The organism is Rhizobium aouanii (assembly GCF_037002925.1).
Classification (GTDB): Bacteria; Pseudomonadota; Alphaproteobacteria; order Rhizobiales; family Rhizobiaceae; genus Rhizobium; species Rhizobium aouanii.
The window spans coordinates 240,037-261,565 of the sequence record NZ_JBAMYD010000004.1; the positions used below are offsets into that span (position 1 = coordinate 240,037).

Annotated in this window: 24 protein-coding genes; 15 read left to right on the forward strand and 9 right to left on the reverse strand. The window is 62.9% G+C overall.

Annotated features, from left to right (window positions below; all coding sequences use genetic code 11):
- The first annotated feature begins 11 nt into the window (after positions 1 to 11).
- Both V8P77_RS09185 and V8P77_RS09190 read left to right on the forward strand, forming a co-directional pair.
- Positions 12 to 533, forward strand: a complete 522-nt coding sequence (locus V8P77_RS09185; protein WP_335911929.1) for an antitoxin Xre/MbcA/ParS toxin-binding domain-containing protein — start codon at positions 12 to 14, stop codon at positions 531 to 533.
- Positions 530 to 1,201: an RES family NAD+ phosphorylase gene (locus V8P77_RS09190; RefSeq protein ID WP_335911930.1), complete on the forward strand. Its 672-nt coding sequence runs from the start codon at positions 530 to 532 to the stop codon at positions 1,199 to 1,201. The genes V8P77_RS09185 and V8P77_RS09190 overlap by 4 nt, the downstream gene beginning before the upstream one ends.
- A gap of 22 nt (positions 1,202 to 1,223) precedes the next feature.
- Here V8P77_RS09190 and V8P77_RS09195 read toward each other — a convergent pair whose 3' ends face one another.
- Positions 1,224 to 1,865 (reverse strand): alpha/beta hydrolase family protein, encoded by a 642-nt coding sequence (locus tag V8P77_RS09195; RefSeq protein WP_335911931.1) that lies wholly within the window; start codon positions 1,863 to 1,865, stop codon positions 1,224 to 1,226.
- A gap of 70 nt (positions 1,866 to 1,935) precedes the next feature.
- On the opposite strand from V8P77_RS09195, the gene V8P77_RS09200 reads away from it, so the two are divergent.
- The 3 genes from V8P77_RS09200 (at position 1,936) to V8P77_RS09210 (ending at position 3,694) form a co-directional block, all read left to right on the forward strand.
- On the forward strand, positions 1,936 to 2,118 hold the full coding sequence (locus V8P77_RS09200; protein WP_018071481.1) for a hypothetical protein: 183 nt from the start codon (positions 1,936 to 1,938) through the stop codon (positions 2,116 to 2,118).
- A 437-nt stretch (positions 2,119 to 2,555) separates the two neighbouring features.
- On the forward strand, positions 2,556 to 2,816 hold the full coding sequence (locus V8P77_RS09205) for a DUF982 domain-containing protein (protein ID WP_335911934.1): 261 nt from the start codon (positions 2,556 to 2,558) through the stop codon (positions 2,814 to 2,816).
- 176 nt (positions 2,817 to 2,992) lie between these two features.
- The gene (locus tag V8P77_RS09210; RefSeq protein ID WP_335911936.1) at positions 2,993 to 3,694 is read left to right on the forward strand and encodes a DUF899 family protein; all 702 of its coding nucleotides are present in this window, start codon (positions 2,993 to 2,995) and stop codon (positions 3,692 to 3,694) included.
- Between the two features lie 20 nt (positions 3,695 to 3,714).
- Here V8P77_RS09210 and V8P77_RS09215 read toward each other — a convergent pair whose 3' ends face one another.
- The 6 genes from V8P77_RS09215 to hutI all read right to left on the reverse strand — a co-directional run bounded on the left by V8P77_RS09215 (position 3,715) and on the right by hutI (position 10,577).
- Positions 3,715 to 4,344 carry a J domain-containing protein gene (locus tag V8P77_RS09215; RefSeq protein WP_131621411.1) on the reverse strand — a complete coding sequence of 210 codons (630 nt, stop codon included), beginning with the start codon at positions 4,342 to 4,344 and terminating at the stop codon, positions 3,715 to 3,717.
- Positions 4,345 to 4,516: 172 nt separating this feature from the next.
- Positions 4,517 to 5,092: a HutD/Ves family protein gene (locus V8P77_RS09220; protein WP_335911942.1), complete on the reverse strand. Its 576-nt coding sequence runs from the start codon at positions 5,090 to 5,092 to the stop codon at positions 4,517 to 4,519.
- A 5-nt stretch (positions 5,093 to 5,097) separates the two neighbouring features.
- Complete coding sequence (gene hutU, locus V8P77_RS09225; RefSeq protein WP_335911943.1) at positions 5,098 to 6,771, reverse strand: urocanate hydratase; 1,674 nt, start codon at positions 6,769 to 6,771, stop codon at positions 5,098 to 5,100.
- 24 nt (positions 6,772 to 6,795) lie between these two features.
- Positions 6,796 to 7,599 (reverse strand): N-formylglutamate deformylase, encoded by an 804-nt coding sequence (gene hutG, locus V8P77_RS09230; RefSeq protein ID WP_335911944.1) that lies wholly within the window; start codon positions 7,597 to 7,599, stop codon positions 6,796 to 6,798.
- Between the two features lie 183 nt (positions 7,600 to 7,782).
- The gene (gene hutH, locus V8P77_RS09235) at positions 7,783 to 9,318 is read right to left on the reverse strand and encodes a histidine ammonia-lyase (protein WP_335911946.1); all 1,536 of its coding nucleotides are present in this window, start codon (positions 9,316 to 9,318) and stop codon (positions 7,783 to 7,785) included.
- Positions 9,315 to 10,577: an imidazolonepropionase gene (hutI, locus tag V8P77_RS09240; RefSeq protein WP_335911947.1), complete on the reverse strand. Its 1,263-nt coding sequence runs from the start codon at positions 10,575 to 10,577 to the stop codon at positions 9,315 to 9,317. Before hutI ends, hutH begins: the two co-directional genes overlap by 4 nt.
- Positions 10,578 to 10,699: 122 nt before the next feature.
- Here hutI and V8P77_RS09245 point away from each other — a divergent pair, with 122 nt between their 5' ends.
- A complete protein-coding gene (locus tag V8P77_RS09245; RefSeq protein WP_335911948.1) occupies positions 10,700 to 12,046 on the forward strand; it encodes a formimidoylglutamate deiminase in 1,347 nt (448 codons plus the stop codon).
- Positions 12,047 to 12,166: 120 nt separating this feature from the next.
- Positions 12,167 to 12,886 carry a histidine utilization transcriptional repressor HutC gene (gene hutC, locus V8P77_RS09250; RefSeq protein ID WP_335911949.1) on the forward strand — a complete coding sequence of 240 codons (720 nt, stop codon included), beginning with the start codon at positions 12,167 to 12,169 and terminating at the stop codon, positions 12,884 to 12,886.
- Between the two features lie 228 nt (positions 12,887 to 13,114).
- On the opposite strand, the gene hutC (V8P77_RS09255) is transcribed toward hutC (V8P77_RS09250), so the two are convergent.
- On the reverse strand, positions 13,115 to 13,870 hold the full coding sequence (gene hutC / locus V8P77_RS09255; protein ID WP_335911951.1) for a histidine utilization transcriptional repressor HutC: 756 nt from the start codon (positions 13,868 to 13,870) through the stop codon (positions 13,115 to 13,117).
- A gap of 196 nt (positions 13,871 to 14,066) precedes the next feature.
- On the opposite strand from hutC (V8P77_RS09255), the gene V8P77_RS09260 reads away from it, so the two are divergent.
- The 5 genes from V8P77_RS09260 to V8P77_RS09280 all read left to right on the forward strand — a co-directional run bounded on the left by V8P77_RS09260 (position 14,067) and on the right by V8P77_RS09280 (position 18,855).
- Positions 14,067 to 14,909: a transporter substrate-binding domain-containing protein gene (locus V8P77_RS09260; RefSeq protein WP_335911952.1), complete on the forward strand. Its 843-nt coding sequence runs from the start codon at positions 14,067 to 14,069 to the stop codon at positions 14,907 to 14,909.
- Positions 14,910 to 15,127: 218 nt separating this feature from the next.
- Positions 15,128 to 15,853 (forward strand): ABC transporter permease, encoded by a 726-nt coding sequence (locus tag V8P77_RS09265; protein WP_335911954.1) that lies wholly within the window; start codon positions 15,128 to 15,130, stop codon positions 15,851 to 15,853.
- Positions 15,854 to 15,863: 10 nt separating this feature from the next.
- A complete protein-coding gene (locus V8P77_RS09270; protein WP_335911955.1) occupies positions 15,864 to 16,568 on the forward strand; it encodes an ABC transporter permease in 705 nt (234 codons plus the stop codon).
- A gap of 26 nt (positions 16,569 to 16,594) precedes the next feature.
- Positions 16,595 to 17,371, forward strand: coding sequence for an ABC transporter ATP-binding protein (locus V8P77_RS09275; RefSeq protein WP_003548676.1), 777 nt, complete (start codon positions 16,595 to 16,597; stop codon positions 17,369 to 17,371).
- A complete protein-coding gene (locus tag V8P77_RS09280; protein ID WP_335911966.1) occupies positions 17,368 to 18,855 on the forward strand; it encodes an HAL/PAL/TAL family ammonia-lyase in 1,488 nt (495 codons plus the stop codon). The genes V8P77_RS09275 and V8P77_RS09280 overlap by 4 nt, the downstream gene beginning before the upstream one ends.
- 6 nt (positions 18,856 to 18,861) lie before the next feature.
- Here the strand turns inward: V8P77_RS09280 and V8P77_RS09285 are convergent, their stop codons facing one another.
- Positions 18,862 to 19,404, reverse strand: coding sequence for a hypothetical protein (locus V8P77_RS09285; protein WP_335911968.1), 543 nt, complete (start codon positions 19,402 to 19,404; stop codon positions 18,862 to 18,864).
- A 192-nt stretch (positions 19,405 to 19,596) separates the two neighbouring features.
- On the opposite strand from V8P77_RS09285, the gene V8P77_RS09290 reads away from it, so the two are divergent.
- The 3 genes from V8P77_RS09290 to V8P77_RS09300 all read left to right on the forward strand — a co-directional run bounded on the left by V8P77_RS09290 (position 19,597) and on the right by V8P77_RS09300 (position 21,512).
- Complete coding sequence (locus tag V8P77_RS09290) at positions 19,597 to 20,334, forward strand: phosphatase PAP2 family protein (RefSeq protein WP_335912210.1); 738 nt, start codon at positions 19,597 to 19,599, stop codon at positions 20,332 to 20,334.
- A gap of 204 nt (positions 20,335 to 20,538) precedes the next feature.
- Positions 20,539 to 21,291: a COG4280 domain-containing protein gene (locus V8P77_RS09295; protein WP_335911971.1), complete on the forward strand. Its 753-nt coding sequence runs from the start codon at positions 20,539 to 20,541 to the stop codon at positions 21,289 to 21,291.
- On the forward strand, positions 21,288 to 21,512 hold the full coding sequence (locus tag V8P77_RS09300; RefSeq protein ID WP_335911973.1) for a hypothetical protein: 225 nt from the start codon (positions 21,288 to 21,290) through the stop codon (positions 21,510 to 21,512). Before V8P77_RS09295 ends, V8P77_RS09300 begins: the two co-directional genes overlap by 4 nt.
- The last annotated feature ends 17 nt before the right edge of the window (positions 21,513 to 21,529 follow it).

A 21,529-nucleotide genomic window follows, 5' to 3' on the forward strand; every position in this document is an offset into this window, starting at 1 on the left:
GGGAGGCTTTGATGCAGCATGCGCGACGTGAGCAACGGGAAGACCAAGGGCCACAGCGGCTGGAAATGGAGCGGTTTGCTCCGGCCAACCGCAAGAGGCTGAGCGCGCCCGCCTTGCGAACCTTTCTGGCGATCGCCGATTTCTGGGGGCTGACCGAGGAGCAGCGTCTGCTCATGCTCGGTTATCCCTCTCGGTCGACCTACCACAATTGGGCCAAACAGGCGCGCGAGCACGGCGCTTTCACGCTCGATGTCGATACGCTGACCCGCATCTCGGCCGTGCTCGGTATCCATCAGGCGCTCGGCGTGCTTTTTTCCGATGAACGCGCCGGCGTCGCCTGGCTGCGCACGCCGCATCAGGCGCCGGTTTTCGGCGGCCATCCGCCGCTTGATATCGTGACGAACGGGACCCAGGACGGGTTGATGACCGTACGCCGGTTTCTCGACGGCGCCCGCGGCGGTCTCTACATGCAGCCGAATACGCTCGACGAAGCCTTCACACCTTACGAAGATGCGGACATCGTCTTCCGGTGAGCGACCGTTTTGCTGAGGCGCCGCGTCCATCGTACCGGCTGATCCCGTCGCAATTTCCGCCAATCGGGCTTTTTGAGACGGTGACGAGGGCGGCCGATCTCGAAGCCGTCATGGAGCTCGTCGGCTGGACCAATGACCGTCTCGTCGCCGACCGCATCCAACGGCTTCCCAAGGATCAATGGGTTTACGGCGTTGCCAATGCCAGCATTGTCATGGCAGCATTCCTGCATGTTGCGCCGGGAGGAATGCGCTTCAACGGCCCCGATCTCGGCGCCTGGTATGCAGCCGACGATCTCCGCACAGCCGCCGCCGAAGTTGGCCATCATCTCCGGCGCGAGGCTGTCGCACGTGGGGTGGTGACGATGGCGCGCACCTATCGAAGCTATACCGCCACCCTGTTTGGGGACTATCTCGACATTCGCGGGGAGCAGACGCTACGGCCCAATGTCTATGACGGCACCAGCTATGCGGCATCGCAGGTGCTGGGAGAAGAGGTGCGTTCGAGCGGCGGCGCCGGTATCCTCTATGACAGTGTCCGGCTGAGGGGTGGAGTGGCGATCGTCGCCCACCGGCCGCGCAACATCCGGGACGTGGTGCAGGCCGACCACTTCGAAATCACCGTGTCCGCCATCGACCGGCACATCGATGTCAGGAAACTTGCAGCCTGACGGCGACAGCCGCAAGACGGCTTCAAACCGGCAATCGTTCGGCCCATGCTTTTGCCGCCTTCGCCATGGTGGCGAGGTGATCGGTACTGGAGAAACCGGAGATCGTCTTGCGCGGTTTGAGATCGTGGTCGCCATCCTCGAGCCAGAGGATCTCGATCCTGTCGGAAAGATCATAGCCCGGCACCTCGTCCCGCGTGCCGAATTCGTCGCGTGTTCCCTGGCAGATCAGCGCCGGCGTCGTCAGCCCTGTCAGATGGCGGGTGCGCAGCTTCTGCGGCTGGCCGGGCGGATGGAAGGGATAGCCGAGGCAGAGCAGACCGGCGATTTTCCCACGGCGATGGAGATCGTCGGCGATCATGCTGGCGACCCGGCCGCCCATCGACTTGCCGCCGATGATAAGCGGGCCGCTGGCGCCGAGCTCGGCAATCGCCGCCTCATATTCGGGATTGAGCGTTTCGGCGCGCGGCGGCGGCTTGCGGCCTTCCGAGGTACGGCGGGCGGCCATATAGGCGAATTCGAAACGAGCGACGCGGAAGCCGACGCCGGCGAGTGCATTTGCCGCTGATGTCATCGATGCCGAATCCATCGGCGCGCCGGCGCCATGCGCCAGAAGGATCGTGAAGCGCGCATCCTGAGGCCCCTGCAGCAGAAACCTGTCAAACATCGGTAATCCTCCATCCCATCGCCGGAACCATGTCGACGGCCGTGACTTCTCCCTGGAAAGGAGACTGACAATGTCGACGAATGATCAAAACGTAAAGCCCGAGCAGCGGCGCCCCAAAGATGTCGGCGCCGTTCCTGAGAAGCCGGAGCCCGCAGACGCAGAATCGATGGCGCCGCCGGCGGTGCAGCCGGCTGGGGTCAGGGACAAAAGCGAAAGACCTGTGGTCAATCCGATCACCGGGGTCGCCTCTTGATCGGTTAGAGCATAATGCCGAAAAGTGTGAGCGGTTTTCGGACGACATCCTGTTCTAGGGTCGATTGTTGTGCAGAACCGCCTCTTGAAACCCCGGCGGAAAGGGTCCATATACCAGCCCTGCCTGAAAAATGGATGCGCGTGGTATCGACGTCGTCGAACTGTTCGCTGTCCGACAGGATAAGGGCGCTCCCCGCAAGGGTCGAGCGCCCTTTTTGCTTTGCAGGCATTTGCGCACGTCGCGGGTTCGTCTCGCGGACGCCATCATAAGAGATGCTACTTGCTTCTGGAGCCTAGGCAGAGGAGATCTTAAAGTTCCCGCCCGTCAAAGCTTCCCCGAACCGTCGGCCTCTGAAACGAGCTTCGGCATGCCAGCGAAGATCACGGAACGGTTCTTGCACGGTTACTAATATGTTTACCGTGGGGAGACCTAATGTCATGAATTGGCACACATCCGGACAGTTTGCCCCTCTGATGCTCGTTGTGAATGGGCCGGAAAAATACAAGCTTGTCGAAACCCTTTGCCAGGCTGCCGAGATGCTGACAGTTGGCTGGCCGATCGACGACGGAGAAGAATATCTTATAGCGATTAGGGCGTGTCGAAATGCAATTCATGGGGAAATTCCGGCTGAGGACGCACGAGCTGCGCTTATCCGTGCCGCCGACGAAGCTGGCATTCGGGTGATCACCGTTCACTGAGTTCGCGGCCGATCCAGCGCCGAGCCGGCCAAAGCGCGGGGCGAAATATTTTCCGTCGGCTCTGTCGACTTTCGCATCAGCCGATCGTCCTTGTTATGATGTGCTGCGACCCGGGACGTGGTTTCAGCACGTCCTTTGTGCGTCTGAGACGTGCGGCAATAGAAGGAGGATATGTCATGGATAATCAGCATCTGGTACCCGCCGCCGTGCTTGCGGCCAAGAATGGCGTCCGGTTCCCCAATGAGAGCGAGGCCTATCGCAGCGCCCGCGATGCGCTGCTGGCCGAAGAGATCGAATTGCGCCGGCACATCGAGCGTGTGGCAAGACAGCGCCGGGCGCTGCCGCCGGGCGGCGAGGTGACGAAAGACTACCGCTTCGAAGGCAGCGACGGGCCGATCTCCTTCAGCGAGCTCTTCGCCGACAAGGAGACGCTGATCGTCTACAGCTACATGTTCGGTCCGGAACGCGAGCGCCCATGCCCGATGTGCACCTCGCTGCTGTCGGCCTGGGACGGCGAGGTGCCCGACATCCAGCAGCGCGCGGCCTTGGCCGTCGTCGCACTTTCGCCGATCGGCAGGCTGCTCTCCTTCAAGAAGGAACGCGGCTGGCACCACCTGCCGCTCTATTCCGACACGACGGGCGACTATAGCCGCGACTATCACGCGATCGGCAGGGGTGGAGGCGATGACGCGGCCTTCAACGTCTTCACGCGCCGCGACGGCACCATCCGCCATTTCTGGAGCCAGGAGATGGGCGAGGTGACGGCCGACCCCGGCGAGGATCCGCGCGGGGCCCCCGACCTGATGCCGCTCTGGACCATCATCGATTCGACGCCCGAAGGCCGGCCGGCGGACTGGTATCCGAAGCTGTCCTATTAGATCGGTCGCGGCATCCGCCGTCAGCCGGTGGAGCGGTTTCTTGAGGCCTCGACCCATTCGATGTTGGTGACCGCGGCATCCGGCAACGGCGGCGGATCGATGTCGTAGACATAGCCGGAGAGCATGTCGGCGGCGCGTTCCGTCGCCTTGATCTTCGCCTCGGTTTCCGCGACCGCCTTGGAGATCGCCTCGATGCGGGCGCGGAACATGTGGGCGAGCACATCGCGGCCGGACTGTTTTTCGAGCCGTTCCAGATGCAGGCCGATGCGCGAGGCGTGGCGCTCCAACTCGCTCTTGCTGAAACGCGCCTTTCGAAGTTCTTCGGAAAGGCTGTCCTGCATGACGGCGACGGGATCGAAACTTCCCGGTGCGCGCTCGTCGAGCACTGCGTCGGTGACGAGCTTCTCGATCATCACAAGCGCCTGCAATTCGGCGGCATCGGCGAATTCGACGTCGTAGCCGGTATCGTCGTACACCTTACGCCGGACCGGATCGAGAAGCAGCCCATAGGCCTTCTGCAGATTGGCAAAGGCTTCCGAATCACCGCCCGAATCGGGGTGGGCAACCTTCGCCAGGCGCCGATAGGCGGCCTTCAGCTGCGCCTCGTCCGCATCGCGTTCAACGCCGAGAATATCGTATGGATCCGTCACGCCTGCTCCCTTGCTCCCCGGCACGTTGCGGGCAGTCTAGGTCTTCTTCTGCATCAGAAGGGCGAAGTTTAGACCGAAACGAGGAATGACGTCCATGGCCCGAGATGGCGATGGTTTATGCGGATGCTTTGCCAAATAATCGATTGTTTAATGTTTTCAATCTGTTGTTTCATCAGCCCGTGGTGATCGAAGCGAGATAACATTTGGCTTCACCATCGATTTCCAGCGCGATTGCGGCCGCGTTCTCGATCAGCAGGGCATCGCCGGCCGCAAGCGCGCCGGTCTCGCCGTCCCGCCGGAATGAGAGTGCGCCGCGATGGCAAAGGAACAGGCATGTCGAGGGCGGCAGCGGCATGGTCTTGCTGCCATCGACGTCGATCCGGATCAGCGTGTGGGCGAGCCCGTCACGGCGCGTCATGACGTTGAGATCGGTGATCGTTCCGTCCTGGAGCCTGGCCGCAACGGGAATATCCGCCGGGAAGGCCAGCGGATCGCTTGACGTTGTCAGCAGCACCGGCGTGCTGCCTGCGACATCGAGCAGCATGCCGTTGCCATCGAGGATCGCCAGCGTCCGGTCGATGCCGGGAAAGATCGAAAACGGGCCGTCCTCTGCGACGGTCGCCATGCTGATGCGCCAGTCGAAGTCGTTGATCGAAGCGCCGGGTGGAAAGACGGCGATCTCCACCGTCTCTCCCTTGCCGTTTTTCCAGGGCATGCGTTTGTGATCGCCGGCGCGCAGCATCCTCACCGGGCTCAGTTCCCGAGAATGCCGGGCAGGCGCAGGCCTTTTTCTTTGGCGCAGTCGATGGCGATCTCGTAGCCAGCATCGGCGTGGCGCATGACGCCGGTCGCCGGATCGTTCCAGAGCACGCGCTCGAGGCGTCTTGCGGCATCATCCGTGCCATCGGCGCAAATGACCATGCCCGAATGCTGCGAGAAGCCCATGCCGACGCCGCCACCGTGATGCAGCGACACCCAGGTAGCGCCCGACGCCGTGTTGAGCAGGGCGTTGAGCAACGGCCAGTCGGAGACGGCGTCGGAACCGTCCTTCATCGCTTCGGTCTCACGGTTCGGCGAGGCGACCGAGCCCGAATCGAGGTGGTCGCGACCGATGACGATCGGGGCGGAGAGTTCGCCTGTTCTCACCATCTCGTTGAAGGCGAGGCCGAGCTTGTGGCGGTCGCCGAGGCCCACCCAGCAGATGCGCGCCGGCAGGCCCTGGAAGGCGATGCGCTCCCTGGCCATGTCGAGCCAATTGTGCAGATGCTTGTTGTCAGGCAGCAATTCCTTCACCTTGGCGTCGGTCTTGTAGATCTCCTCCGGGTCGCCGGAAAGGGCCGCCCAGCGGAAGGGGCCGATGCCACGGCAAAACAGCGGGCGGATATAGGCTGGCACGAAGCCCGGGAAGGCGAAGGCGTTTTCAAGGCCTTCGTCCTTGGCGACCTGGCGGATATTGTTGCCGTAGTCGAGTGTCGGAATACCGGCATTCCAGAAGGCGATCATCGCTTCGACATGTTCGCGCATCGAGGCCCGCGCCGCCTTTTCCACCGCCTTCGGATCGCTTTCGCGCTTGGCCTTCCACTCGCCCATCGTCCAGCCCTTCGGCAGGTAGCCGTTGATCGGGTCATGCGCCGAGGTCTGGTCGGTGACCATATCCGGGCGGATGCCGCGGCGGACCATTTCCGGCAGGATCTCCGCGGCGTTGCCGAGCAGGCCGACGGATTTCGCCTCGCCGGCCTTGGTCCAGCGGTCGATCATCTCAAGCGCTTCATCGAGCGTCTCGGCCTTGGCGTCGAGATAGCGGGTGCGCAGGCGGAAATCGATCGAATCGGGATTGCATTCGACGGCAAGGCAGCAGGCGCCGGCCATGACGGCGGCGAGCGGCTGGGCGCCGCCCATGCCGCCGAGGCCGCCGGTCAGGATCCATTTGCCCTTGAGATTGCCGCCATAATGCTGGCGGCCGGCCTCGACGAAGGTCTCGTAAGTGCCCTGCACGATTCCCTGGGTGCCGATATAGATCCACGAGCCGGCCGTCATCTGGCCATACATGGCAAGGCCCTTCTTATCCAGCTCGTTGAAATGATCCCAGGTCGCCCAATGCGGCACGAGATTGGAATTAGCGATCAGCACGCGCGGCGCATCCTTGTGGGTGCGGAACACGCCGACCGGCTTGCCGGATTGCACGACCAGGGTTTCTTCTTCCGTCAGAGTCTTCAGCGTCGCGACGATGCGGTCGAAATCCTCCCAGGTGCGGGTGGCGCGGCCGATGCCGCCATAAACGACGAGCTCGTTCGGATTTTCGGCGACGTCAGGGTCGAGATTGTTCATCAGCATGCGCAGCGGCGCTTCGGTCATCCAGCTCTTGGCATTGAGATCGTTGCCGCGGGGTGCGCGGATTTCGCGGATGTTGTGGCGTGGATTGTTCATGGCGGTTTCCCTGTCGAGAGATCGTTATCGTTTCAGGCCTGGCGCAATCTGTTCGATGCGCACCAGAATGTTTTTGAGATGGACGCGAAGTCTGTCTGCCTTGGCGCCGTCGTAGGCGAAGGGCGGTGCCTCAGTCTGGAGATGCGTCGATTGCGCAAGTTCCATCTGGATTGCGTGCACACCAGCGTCGGGCCGGCCATAGTGGCGTGTCGTCCAGCCACCCTTGAAGCGACCGTTGAGCACGCCGTCGTAACCTTCGGCGGCTTCGACGACGGTGAGCGTCGCCTGCTCGATCGTGCTGTCGCAGGTCTTGCCCATATCGGTGCCGATATTGAAATCCGGCAGCTTCCCCTCGAACAGGAAAGGAATGTGCGACCGGATCGAGTGGCAATCGTAAAGGATCGCGACGCCGTGGATCGCTCTCACGCGCTCGATCTCGGCGGCAAGCGCCGCATGATAGGGCGCGTGAAAATCCCGCAGCCGCGCCGCAATATCGGCCCCGTCAGGTCCTTGCCCATCCTTCCAGATCGCCTTGCCGTCGAAGTCCGTTTCCGGCACGAGGCCGGTGGTGTTCTGGCCGGGGTAGAGGCTGACGCCGGCCGGATCGCGGTTGGCGTCGATGACGTAGCGGTGGAAGGTGGCGCGCACTGTCGTGACGTTGTCGAGCAGGCCGTCATAGAGGTGGTGGATGTGCCAGTCGGTGTCGGCGAGGATGCGGCCGTTGTCGTTGAGGCGCTCGGCAATCTCGGGCGGCACCTCGGTGCCGGTATGGGGGAAGCCGAGGATGATGGGGGAGGTGCCCTGCGTTATTTCGAAGACAGAGGTCATGGTGAAAACCCCTCCCCAACCCCTCCCCACAAGGGGGAGGGACTAAGCTGTGGCGCCGGCTCGCAAAACAACAAGCCCGCTGCATATGCTGCGCTCAAGAGTGAATACTGCGAGGGCCGGGCGTTAAGTCCCTCCCCCTTGTGGGGAGGGGTTGGGGAGGGGACTTTTTCCGTCACCATCATCTCAACCCTCCAATACCGGCAGAATACCATTCGAAACCGAGGCGTTCAGCGTGCCCGTCGCCACCAGTTCAGCGGCGGCGGCGAGGTCGTTTGCCATGTAGCGGTCGACGTCGAGGCTCGGAACTTTGGTGCGGATCGTGGCGATCGCCTTGCCGAGTTCCGGGCTGGTCGATAGCGGCGCGCGCAGTTCAACGCCTTGGGCGGCGGTTAGCGCCTCGATGCCGATGATGCCGAACAGGTTCTCGGTCATGCCGAGCAGGCGGCGGGCGCCGTGGCAGGCCATGGAGACATGGTCTTCCTGGTTGGCCGATGTCGGCGTCGAATCGACCGAGGCAGGGTGCGACATCTGCTTGTTCTCGGACATCAGCGCCGCAGACGTCACCTCGGCGATCATCAGGCCGGAGTTCAGGCCCGGCTTCTTGGCAAGGAAGGCTGGCAGGCCGTAGGAGAGGGTCGGATCGACCAGCAGCGCGATGCGGCGCTGCGAAATCGCGCCGATCTCGCAGACGGCCAGCGCGATCTGGTCGGCGGCGAAGGCGACGGGTTCGGCGTGGAAATTGCCGCCGGAGACGACGGAATTGTCGGAGAGCACCAGCGGATTGTCGGTGACCGCATTGGCTTCGATCTCAAGGGTGCGGGCGACCGAGCGCAGCAGATCGAGGCAGGCGCCGTCGACCTGCGGCTGGCAGCGAATGCAATAGGGATCCTGCACGCGCTCGTCGCCCTCGATGTGGCTCTGGCGAATGATGGAATTTTCGAGCAGCGCGCGAAGCGCGGCTGCCGTGTCGATCTGGCCTTTGTGGCCACGCAATGTGTGAATATCCGGATGGAAGGGGGCCGAAGAGCCCATCGCGGCATCGGTGGACATCGCGCCGGTGATGAGCGCCGCCTGTGCGGCACGATGGGCGCGGAAGAGGCCGGCAAGTGCCAGCGCCGTCGAGGTCTGGGTGCCGTTGATCAGCGCCAGACCTTCCTTGGCGGCGAGCACGATCGGTCTGAGGCCAGCCCTCTCGAGGGCTTCAGCGCCCGAGAGGCGTTCGCCGGCGAAGAAGGCTTCGGCCTCGCCCATCATCACCGCCGCCATATGGGCAAGGGGCGCAAGATCGCCGGAGGCGCCGACCGAGCCCTTTTCCGGGATCAGCGGAATGACGCCCTTATCAAGCATGCCTTCGATCAGCCGCACCAGCTCCAGCCGCACGCCCGAGGCGCCGCGCCCAAGCGAGACCAGCTTCAGCGCCATGATCAGCCGCACGATATTGTCGGGCAGCGGCGCGCCGACGCCGCAGCAATGCGACAAAATGAGATTGCGCTGCAAGGTGGTCACATCGGCGCTGTCGATCTTGATCGAGGCGAGTTTGCCGAAGCCGGTATTGATGCCGTAGACCGGCGCGTTGCCAGCGGCGATCTCGGCGATGCGGGCAGCGGCCTTGGCGATCCCCGCATCGAAAGCGGGATCGAGCCGTGCCGGCACACCGGTCCAGTAGATGATTTCCAGATCCTTGAGCGAGACGGAGCCCGGGTGGAGCGTGATGGTCATCGGCCGTTCCTTTCGCCCTTGAAGACGCGTGCGTGAAGCGGGTTGAAGCCGATGCGGTAGACGAGCTCGGCGAGGCTTTCGATATTCCAGATGGCGAGATCGGCGGATTTGCCGGCTTCGAGCGTTCCTGTCTTGTCGAGCAGACCGAGCGCGCGGGCGCCTTCGCGGGTGGCGCCGGCGATGCATTCCTCGACGGTGAGGCCGAAAAGTGTGGCCGACATGTTCATGGTGAGCAACATCGAGGTGAGCGGCGAGGTGCCGGGATTGCAATCGGTGGCGATCGCGATCGGCACGCCTGCCCGCCGCAGCGCTGCTACCGGCGGCTTCTGCTTTTCATGGATGGCGTAGAAGGCGCCGGGCAGCAGCACGGCGACGGTGCCGGCTGCGGCCATGGCCGCAACGCCATCTTCGTCAAGATATTCGAGATGATCGGCCGACAGTGCGCCATAGGATGCGGCGAGCTTGGCGCCGCCGAGATTGGACAGCTGCTCTGCATGCAGCTTGACCGGTAGGCCGAGCGCTTTGGCCTTGTCGAAGACGCGGGCGATCTCGGTCGTGGAAAAAGCGATGCCCTCGCAGAAACCGTCGACCGCATCGGCAAGACCGAGGCCATGCATGTCGTCGAGACCGGGCAGCACGACATCGTCGAGATAATCGCCGTTGCGACCCTTATATTCCACGGGCGTCGCATGGGCGCCGAGATAGCTGGTGGCGACGCGGACCGGTCTGATATGGCCGAGCAGCCGGGCGCTCTGCAGCATTTTCACTTCGCCGGTCCGGTTCAGCCCGTAGCCGGATTTGATCTCGATCGTGGTGACACCTTCGGCAAGCAGCGTGTCGAGCCGCGGCAGAGCCTCGGCGACAAGCTCCTCGACCGACAGCGCATTGGTCGCCTTCACCGAGGAAACGATGCCGCCGCCGGCGCGGGCGACCTCCTCGTAGGTCGCGCCTGCCAGGCGCATTTCGAACTCGCGGGCGCGGTTGCCACCGTGAACGATATGGGTGTGGCAGTCGACGAGACCGGGCGTTACCCAGCGGCCTTCGAGATCGACGATTTCGGAATGTTCGATGGCCGATGCCGGCACCTCGCTTTCGGCGCCGGCAAAGGCGATGCGGCCGTTTTCGGTGAGCACGGCGCCCTTTTCGACGATACCGAGCCCCGATTTTGTCGGCGCGAGCGTGGCAAGCCGCGCATTGCGCCACACCACTGGGCGGGTGTCGGCAGATGGGGCTTCCTCTGAAAAATTGTTCCCGGTCATCAGCTTTGCGCCTTTCCTTATGCCAAAACATGTATATACATAATCGACAGGTGACAAGAGAAATTTTGTGCGCTTTTCTGGAAAAGAAAGATCGGCGGCACGGCAAGAGGAGAGGGAAGGCGATGACCACACTTCACGCAGGCACGGCGCTGACGCCGCAGGGCTGGCAGAAGGATGTGCGGCTGACGCTTGAGGCCGGGCGCATCGCGCGGATCGAAATCGGCACTGCTCCCGAGCCCGGCGATGAACGCCACGATCTCCTCGTTCCTGCCATGGCGAACCTGCACAGCCACGCCTTCCAGCGGGCGATGGCCGGCCTTGCGGAAGTGCGCGGCCCGGCAAATGACAGCTTCTGGAGCTGGCGCACTGTCATGTACAAATTTGCCCTGGCGATGACGCCGGAGCATGTGGAGGCGGTCGCCGCCAAGCTTTATGCGGAAATGCTGGAGGCCGGTTTTTCCCGTGTCGGCGAATTCCACTATCTCCACCACGACAGGGATGGCGGCGCCTACACCAATATCGCCGAGCTTGCCGAACGCATTGGTGCTGCGAGCGATGAGACCGGTATTGGCCTGACGCTGCTGCCGGTCTTTTATGCCCATTCCGGTTTCGGCGGAGCTGCCCCCATCGACGGCCAGCGGCGTTTCATCAATTCGCTCGAAAGCTTCGAAAGGCTGATGGAGGGATGCCGGGCGTTGACCGGCCGGCTCGATGGCGCCGAGCTCGGGCTGGCGCCGCACAGCCTGCGCGCCGCAACCCCGGACGAGCTCACAAGGCTGGTGCCGATGGCGGGCGCCGGTCCCATCCATATTCATGTCGCCGAGCAGGTGAAGGAGGTCGAGGACTGCATCGCCTGGTCCGGCGCGCGGCCAGTGGAATGGCTGCTCGATCATGCGCCTGTGGATGAGCGCTGGTGCCTGATCCATGCGACGCACATGACCGAGGACGAAACGCGGCGGATGGCGAAAAGCGGCGCTATCGCCGGCCTCTGCCCGATCACCGAAGCCAATCTCGGCGATGGCGCCTTTGCCGCACCGCTTTTCCTCGAAGAGGGCGGGCGTTATGGCATCGGTTCGGATTCCAACGTGCTGATCTCCGTGCCGGAGGAACTGCGTCAACTCGAATATTCGCAGCGCCTGGCGCTTCGCGCCCGCAACGTCGTCGCAGCACCCGGCGGATCGACGGCGCTTTCGCTGTTCAGTCAAGCGCTTGCCGGCGGCGGTGCCGCATTGAAAGCACCGGCAGGTCTCGCCGAGGGGCATCATGCCGATATCGTTTCGCTCGATACGACGGCCGTTCCTTATCTCGCGGGCGACCAGATCCTCGATCACTGGCTGTTTGCAGGCGGCGTTTCCGTCGATTGCGCCTGGGCGCGCGGCCGCAAGCAGGTGGAGGGCGGACGCCATCTCAGGCGCGATGCCATCGACCGGCGTTTCCTCGCGGCGATGGGCGAGTTGCTCGCCGTCTGAAAAGAGCTTTTCCTGTCCAAGCATTCGAATTAGAGCAATTCCAGCAGAAGTGTGTAGCGGTTTTGCGGCCGGGATTGCGTAAAATCAAAGAGATAGCGGGAGACCAATCGGAACGTGGCGATGAACCAAAGCAGGGATCTCACCTTGCATCAGCGCATCCTCAGCGACATCGAGGGCCGTATCGTCTCGGGCGATTGGCCGCCGGGGCACCGCATTCCCTTCGAGGTCGATCTGGCCACGCAGTATGACTGCTCGCGCATGACGGTGAACAAGGTGCTGACCCAGCTTGCCAAGGCTGGCCTCATCGAGCGCCGCAAGAAATCCGGCAGCTTCGTCACCCAGCCGCAGGCGCAATCGGCCATTCTTGAAATCCACGACATCAAGGCCGAGGTGCAGTCGCTGAACCTGCCCTATTCCTATGCGGTTTCGAAGAAGGTGAGCCGCAAGGCCAAGGCGGACGACAGCCGCCGTCTGGAACTGCCGGTGGCGTCCTCGGTCGTCGAGGTCGTCTGCATCCACAATGCCGGCGCGCGGCCCTTTTGCCTGGAGGAGCGGCTGATCAGTCTTGCGACGGTTCCTGAAGCCGCCGATGCCGATTTCCTGACGATGGCGCCGGGCCCCTGGCTGCTCAACCAGGTGCCGTGGAGCACGGCCGAACACCGGATCCATGCCGTCTCAGCTGGTGCCGAGCTGGCGGCGGCTCTCGATATACCACGCCATACCGCCTGCCTCGTGGTCGAGCGCCGCACCTGGAGCAATGCCGGCCCTGTGACGCATGTGCGCTTCACCTATCCGGGCGATCGTCACGCGCTGGTCGCGCGTTTCACGCCGGCATCGTAATAAAGAGCCCGATCCAACGTTCTTGCCTCCTTTTAAAAAAGTCGCCTCTGCTCATTTTTAGAGGCCGTTATAGGTCTCTGCCAAAGCCTTATAACGGGCCGCCTAATGCCATGGACAACCAAAACCCCCGGTTTCCTCAGCCGAGCAATGCGGGCCGCTGCTGATCATACCCTCCCGCCTGGCGATGGCGCAGCCTACTAAGTCCCATATACAACATCGCGGGTGTTTTCACTCCTCGAACATCTTGCCGCTGCGCGCTTCCAGCCGGTAGCGGTGGCCGGGATAGACGAGGCGGGCGGTTGAGACCACCTGTTTTGCCGACCATGTGCGCCGGCGGATCGTCAGGCACGGCTCGGTCTTCATAATGGTCAAGAGCTTGCACTCCCAGGCCTGCGGCATGGCCGCCTCGACGACGTGCTCGGAGCCGCTGAGCGGGGCCGCGGCCGTCAGATAGGCGTTCGGTGTCAGCGTCGAAAAATCCTGGGCGAGATATTCGGGGGCCGCCTCCGGATGGACGAACCGATCCTCGATCTGCACCGGAACGCCATTTTCGCTGTGGACGATCAGCGAGTGGAAAACCGCAGCGCCAATTGCAAGTTCCAGCGCGTCGGCAACCTCGGGAGAGGCGGTTTCCTGGGCGAGAACGACGACGGCGGCCTCATGGACATGGCCGCGTTCGGCGATTTCCTCGGCGATGTTGCGGACTTCGAACAGTGCCGAATAGCCCTTGCGCTCGGCGACGAAGGAGCCGACGCCCTGGATGCGGATGAGTTCGCCCTCGTTGGCAAGTTCGCGCAGGGCCCGGTTGGCGGTCATCTTGCTGACGCCGAGTTCGACAACCAGCTCGTTTTCCGAGGGCACGCGATATTTCGGCGGCCATTCGCCGCTGTGGATGCGGTCGAGGATCACCTGCTTGACGCCGGCATAAAGCGGGGTGCTGTCATTTTCCGCCAGTTCGCGCTTCATCTCGCCGGGACGCTTCATTGCCTATTCCTTTTGCACGAATGGAATTCGCCACATAATTCAACTTTCCCACTTGCATATCACAAAATATCTCATATGGTACCATATACAACCTCCCAATCGGTCCTTGAAACAGAAATAGGACTGACAGGGCAAGCCGGCGAAGATCGGCCGTGGTGCCGCAAGGTCTGTTTCAACTCCAGAGGAGAATTCACAAATGAAATTCAGCGCAATCCTGCTTTGTGGCGTGGCGGCTTTTTCCGCCTTCGCCGCGCCTGCCTTTTCCAAGGACTGGACGAAGGCGACTATTACTCTCGAAGGCGCCTACGCGCCTTGGAACCTCACCAATGCCGACGGCACGCTCGGCGGCTTCGAGCCGGAACTTGCCAAGGTGCTCTGCGAGCGCGCCAAGATCGAATGCACGCTGGTTGCCTCCGACTGGGACGGCATGATCACGGCGCTCAACGCCGGCAAGTTCGACGTCATCATGGATGCGCTATCGATTACCGAAGAGCGCAGGAAGATCATCGACTTCACCATTCCCTATGCCGCCACGCCCGCCGCCTTCGCCGCCGCCAAGGACAGCCCGCTGGCGAACGCCGCCGGCACCGGCGCCACGATCAAGATGACGCCCGGCCAGACCGGCGTGAAGGAGATCGACGCGCTGAAGGAAGTTTTCAAGGGCAAGACGATCGGCATCCAGGCGGCCACCGTCTACGCCAAGTTCGTCTATGACAATTTCGGCGACATCGCGGAGATCCGCGAATACAAGACCGGCGCCGATCGCGACCTCGACCTGCAGAACGGCCGTATCGACCTCGGCTTCGATGACGCTGTCTATTTCGCCAATGCGTTTAAGGCCGCCAACGACACGCTCGCCTTCACCGGCCCAGAGATCGCCGGCTCGATCTGGGGCGAGGGTGAAGGTCTCGGCCTGCGCAAGGCCGATACTGATCTGCGCGACAAGTTTAATGTAGCGATCAAGTCCGCACTCGCCGACGGCACGGTCAAGACCCTGTCGATGAAGTGGTTCAAGATGGACGTCAGCCCCCAGCAGTAAGCGTTTCGGCCTTTCGGCCGCAGACACGGGTCTCCGGCTTTATCGCCGGGGACTGCGTGTTAGAACAGGATGATTTTAGGCCGGGTCGGCCTAAAATCTGAATCCTGTTCTAAATTTCAGAGTTAGAGCATGATGTCGTCCGAAAACCGCTGACACTTTTCGGCATCATGCTCTGGTGTCAATCCGCAAAACACTGCCACGGACGGGGAACGCACGCTATGGCAAGCTTGGAACTGCTCGGCTTCGGCTCGACAGGATGGGGCGCGCTGCTCATTGCCGCCGCCTTGATGACGCTGGCCGTCACGGCAACGGCGCTGGCGATCGGCGCGGTGCTCGGCGCGATTGTCGCGGCGGCAAAACTCTCCGGCAATCTTATCCTCGTCACGCTCGGCAACGTCTATACGACCGTGTTTCGCGGCGTGCCCGAACTGCTGATCATCTATCTCATCTATTTCGGCGGCTCCTCGGCCGTCACCGCGATCGGCCAGGCAATGGGTTACGAGGGTTTCCTCGGCTTGCCCTCCTTTATCGCAGGCGCGCTTGCCGTCGGTATCATCTCCGGCTCCTACCAGGCGGAGGTGTTCCGCGGCGCCTTCCTTGCCATATCCAAGGGCGAGCTGGAAGCCGCCTCGGCGATCGGCATGCATCGTGGCATGCGCCTTCGCCGCATCATCATGCCGCAGGTGTTTCGCCTCGCCATTCCCGGCCTCGGTAACGTGTGGCAGCTCAGTCTCAAGGATTCAGCGCTGATCTCCGTCACCGGCCTTGCCGAGCTGATGCGCACCAGCCAGGTGGCGGCAGGCTCGACCCGGCAATATTTCCTGTTCTTCATCGCCGGCGGCTGCCTCTATCTCATCCTGACCAGCCTTTCGGACCGCATCTTCAACGGGGCGGAGCGCCGCGCCAACCGCAGCATGCCGGCATCCGCCATGGGCCAGGCGTAAGGAGGCGACAATGGATTTCAGCTTCATCGCCTCAACCATGGTCACCCTGCTCAAGGCCGTACCGACGACGCTCATCCTGTTTTCGCTGTCGATTATCACAGGTGGCCTGCTGGCGCTCGTCGTGGTCTGGATGCGGACCAGCGGCAACCCGGTGCTTTCGGGCTTCGCCAAGGGTTACATCTTCATCTTCCGCGGCTCGCCGCTGCTGATCCAGATGTTCCTGGTGTTCTACGGCCTCGGCCAGTTCGGCTTCATCCGTTACTCCTTCCTCTGGACGTTCCTGCGCGAGCCGATGGTCTGCGCCGTGCTGTCGTTGGCGCTCTGCACCGCCGGCTACACGGCGGAGATCTTCCGCGGCGGCATTCGCGCCGTCTCGCCGAAGGAGATCGAAGCGGCGCGCTCGATCGGCATGTCCGGCTTCCTGCTGGTCCGCCGGATCCTGGCGCCGATCGCCTTCCGCCATGCGCTGCCGGCCTATTCCACCGAGATCGTGCTGATGATGAAGTCGACGGCGCTCGCAAGCCTCGTCACCGTCTGGGAAGTCACCGGCGTCGCCCAGCGGCTGATCTCGCAGACCTACCGCACGATGGAAGTCTTTCTCTGTGCGGCGATCATCTATCTCGTTCTCAACTTCATCATCCTGCAGGGCATGGCTCTGCTCGAATATTCGCTCTCCCGACACCGCCGTGCGGCTCCGCAGGCGCTGAAGGCGTAGCAGTTTTTGACCCGATTGGAGCACCCATGCCAGGCGTAACCCGACTATCGGTCCGCAATATCCGCAAGAGCTTCGGTACGCACGAGGTCTTGCGCGGCATTTCCCTCGATGCGGAAGACGGCGATGTGATCTCGCTGCTCGGCGCCTCCGGCTCCGGCAAATCGACCTTTCTGCGCTGCATCAACATGCTCGAAACCGCCAGCGACGGCGAGATCTGGGTCGACGGCGAGGAGGTCCGCATGGTGCACAAGGGCGGGCGAAGCAAGCCGGCTAGCCAGAAGCAGGTGGACCATATCCGCTCCGAGCTCGGCATGGTGTTCCAGTCCTTCAATCTCTGGTCCCACATGACGATCCTGCAGAATGTCATCGAAGGTCCGATCCATGTGTTGAAGCGGCCGCGCGCCGACTGCATCGCCGAGGCCGAAGCGCTGCTCGAAAAGGTCGGCATTGCCGATAAACGTCATGCCTATCCGGCCCATCTTTCCGGCGGCCAGCAGCAGCGTGCGGCGATTGCCCGTGCGCTGGCGATGAAACCGAAGGTCATGCTGTTCGACGAGCCGACTTCGGCGCTCGATCCGGAGCTTGTCGGCGAGGTGCTGCGCGTCATGCGCGCGCTTGCCGAGGAAGGCATGACCATGCTCGTCGTCACCCATGAGATGAGCTTTGCCCGCAACGTCTCGAACCGCGTCGTCTTCATGCGCGAAGGGCTGATCGAAAGCAGCGGCAAGCCGGACGAGATGTTCACCGGCGGTGCGACACCGGCTTTCCGCCAGTTCATCGGCCATTTCGGAAGCGGTCAATGACGATCACCATCGACGCCGTGCTGACCTGGCGCGATGTCGCGCGCGTCGGGGCAGGGGAAGCGCTTGCGCTGTCGCCGACCGCCTGGGCGCGAATCGAGCAGGCAAGCCGAATCGTTGCGCGTATCGTCGAGACGGGGGTGCGCGCCTACGGCGTCAATACCGGCGTCGGGGCGCTGGCGGATACCGTCGTTGATCGGGCCTCGCAGAGCCTGTTGTCGCGCAGCATCGTGCTCAGCCATGCCTGCGGCGTCGGGCCATTGCTGCCTGCCCGCGAGGTGCGCGCCATCATCGCCGCTGAGATCGCCAATTTCGCCCATGGCCATTCCGGCGTGCGGCGCGAGATCGTCGAGCATCTTGCGGCCATGCTGGAACATGATTGCATTCCCGACGTGCCATCCAAGGGCTCTGCCGGTTATCTCGTCCACAATGCCCATATTGCGCTTGTTCTGATCGGCGAAGGCAGCGCTCACCTGGGCGGCCGGCGCATGAGCGGTCGCGAGGCGCTGGCGGCGATCGGCCTCGAGCCGCTGGTGCTCGGCGCCAAGGAGGGCTTGAGCCTTGTCAACGGCACGGCCTGCGCCACCGGCCTGACCGCCGTGGCACTGTCACGCGCCGAGCGGCTGCTCGACTGGGCCGATGCGACCGCAGCCCTGACGCTGGAAGCGGCGGGCTGCCAGATCGCCGCCTTCGACGCGGCTGTGCTGGCGCTGCGCCCATCGGCGGGAATAGAGAAAGTCGGAGCGACGCTGCGCGCGCGGCTTGCCGGCAGCGGCCTTGTCGCCGCCGCCTTCGGCCGGCGCACGCAGGATGCGCTTAGCCTTCGTTCGGTGCCGCATGCGCATGGCGCCGCCCGCGACGTCTTCGACAATTCCGCCCGCGTCGTCGATCAGGAGCTTGCCTCGGTGACGGACAATCCGGCTGTCTCAGGCACGCCGGAACGGCCGATCGTCTCCTCCGAGGCGCATGCGGTTGCCCCCGCGCTCGGACAGGCGGCCGATAGTCTGGCGATTGCGCTCGCACAGCTCGGCGCGATCAGCGAACGGCGCATGGACCGGCTGGTCAATCCGCTGGTGAGCGGTCTGCCGCCCTTCCTCGCCAGCGATGCCGGCAGCCATTCCGGCTTGATGATCGCCCAATATACCGCCGCCGCCCTCAGCAACGAGAACCGCCGCCTCGCGGCACCGACGGCCATGGACGGAGGACTGACCTCCGGTCTGCAGGAGGATTTTCTCGCGCATCCGACGGCCGCCGCCGGCAAGCTGCTCGCCATCATCGACAACGTCGAATATATCCTGGCGATCGAGCTAATGGCCGCTGCCCAGGCGCATGATTTCCTGGCGGCTACCGCGCCGCGGGCGCCAGGCACGAACCTTGTCTATCAAGCCGTGCGGGAACATGTTTCCCACTATGGCGACGAACGGCCGCTCAACGGCGATATCGAGGCTGTCCGCACCCTGATTCGCGAGACTGCGCCGCCGCTATGATCGGCCTCAGAACGGCTGGGTTTCGGAATTCCGCTTTGGCATTTCGCCGGCCTCGAGACGCTTGAGGCACTGGAGATAAGTCGGGTAGAGCTGCTCCACCCGCGAAAGCGGCAGCGTCCAGTCGCCTTCATCGCCGGCAAAAGTGATCTGCACGTCAGGCATTCCGGCAAAGGAATTCTTGATGATCTTCTTCAGTCCGGCGCTCCCCTTGCTGGCCGGACCCCAGAGGCGAAGCGTGTTCTTGTCGAAGAAATCGGCAGCGATTACCTTTGTCGCCACACGGTCGGTCAGCGTCACCTCGGTCTTGGTGCCGGCCGGAATGTCCCATGTGTTCTTTGCGACCAGCCAGAACGTCTCGGTTGCGCTCTGGCGGAATTCCATGGTCTTGCCGATCTCGCTGTCCCACAGCAGGCGGCAATAGGGATGCGGGCTCTCGCTCGCAAAGCCGACCGACCATTGTCGCGCGCCGCCGATCCATTCGGTCTCGCCGAAGGCTGAGACCGGCTGCAGGAGGGCCGCCATCAGAACCGTCACTGTCGGAATTTTCATCGCCGAAATCGTCTCCAACGCAATCGGCTTCAGCAATAGCAAAAGAAGGTTGAGCTTTTGCTACTAAGCGTGTCCAGATCAGGTGACTGCCGCCCTCGGGAATGTCCTTGAATGCCGTAAGGTCTTGAAACCTCGCTTCGCATTGCCAATCTGGCGGGGACCGACATGAGTAAAGGGAGTTCGACGGCAGGCATGACCGAGGTTCGACGACAAGGTTTTCTGACAAGGCTTACCGCCTATGAACCGCTGACGCTGATTACGCTCGCGACGATCGCCGGCGGGCTGTTCGTGCTCCAGCGGCTGACCAGTGAAGTCCTGGAAGGCGAGACCTTTCGCTTCGACGAGGTGATCCTGCTGGCGTTGAGACGCGCCGACGATCTTGCCGTGCCGATCGGCCCCGACTGGCTGACGCATGCCGTCGACGATATCACCGCCCTCGGCGGCATCACCGTTCTCTCGCTCCTAACCGCTCTGATCACCATCTATCTTCTGTTCGACCGGCGCTGGCCGATCGCCATCTTCGTCTTTTCCTCGGTGCTAACCGGCTGGCTGGCGAGCGCGACGCTGAAAATCCTCGTCGCCCGGCCGCGTCCCGATATCGTGCCGCATCTGGTCGAAGTGAGCGACCTCAGCTTTCCCTCTGGACATGCCATGGTTTCGGCGGTGACCTATCTGACGCTCGGGGCGCTCGTGGCGCGAACGCAGCGTTATCCGTCGACGCGGATCTTCGTCATGGGCGCCGGTGTCTTCCTCGCCGTCATCGTCGGCTTGAGCCGGATCTATCTCGGGGTCCATTACCCCACGGACGTCTTGGCCGGATGGTGCGCCGGCGCGCTCTGGGCGCTTGGCTGCTGGCTGATCTCGAAGCGCTTCGTTCCAAGTCGTGCCCCTGACGATGGCGCCGAAGCTGAAAACGGTGACAGCAGATAGTTCTCCCAAGTCTCGTCCATCGCGTTGGCGGCGGAGAGATAGGGGATGTCGATCAAGGCCGATTCCAGATTTTCGATGTCATCCTTCAATATTCTTCATGCACAATCTTTAGCAGCGCACGCCTTTTCCCTTTCTCGCAGCTGTTGCACAGTGCTGCCGGCATCGGCAACGCATTGATCTCCGCCAGCATAACGGACAAAAACCATGACAACTCTGACAACGATCACCTCGACGGTCACGGCCGCATTTCTCGGCTCCTTCGTCGAGGTCGTTGAAGCCTTCACGATCATCCTCGCCGTCGGCGTCACGCAAAGCTGGCGGCCGGCCTTCATCGGCACCGGTCTTGCGCTCGGCGTTCTGGCCATCCTTGTGCTGGCGCTCGGTCCATTGCTCGGCCTAATTCCGGTCGAGCTGATGCAGTTCGTCATCGGAACGCTGCTCGTTCTCTTCGGCCTGCGCTGGTTGCGCAAGGCGATCCTCAGGGCTTCGGGCTTCATCGCGCTGCACGACGAGGACAAGGCCTTTGCCGCCGAGACGGATAGCCTGAGGCGCCAATCCTCGGAGCGCCGCGCGAATCTCCTGGCGGGCATTGCGGCCTTCAAGGCCGTGCTGCTCGAGGGGATCGAGGTAGTGTTCATCGTCATCGCTACCGGCGCCGGGCACGGCATGATCGGTTATGCCAGCCTCGGCGCAGTGGCGGCTTGCCTTTTGGTGCTGATCATCGGCATCTTCGTGCACAAACCGCTTTCGGCAGTTCCGGAGAACAGCCTCAAATTTGTTGTTGGGCTGCTGCTCAGCGCCTTCGGCATATTCTGGGTCGGCGAGGGCATCGGCGCCGACTGGCCGGGCGACGACCTGTCGCTCCTGGCGATCCTTGCCGTACTTGCCGTCTTTTCCTTCGCCGCAGTCCGGATGCTGCGCCAGTATTTCAACGCCCATGCCGAGGTCACCGCATGATGAACATTCTGAAAGTCGTGTTCAGGGAATTCTTCGGAATGTTCATCGACGACGGCGCATTGGCGCTGGCAGCGCTGCTCTTGATCGCTGTCGTCGGCGCGCTGGTGAAATTCGCCCATGCCGACGCGCTGTTCGCCGCCGCTCTGCTTCTCCTCGGCTGCCTGCTGATCCTCGCCGAGAGCGTCGTGCGCGCGGCGCGGAAGAAGTTCCAGGGGAAATAGCCTGGAGCATGATGCCG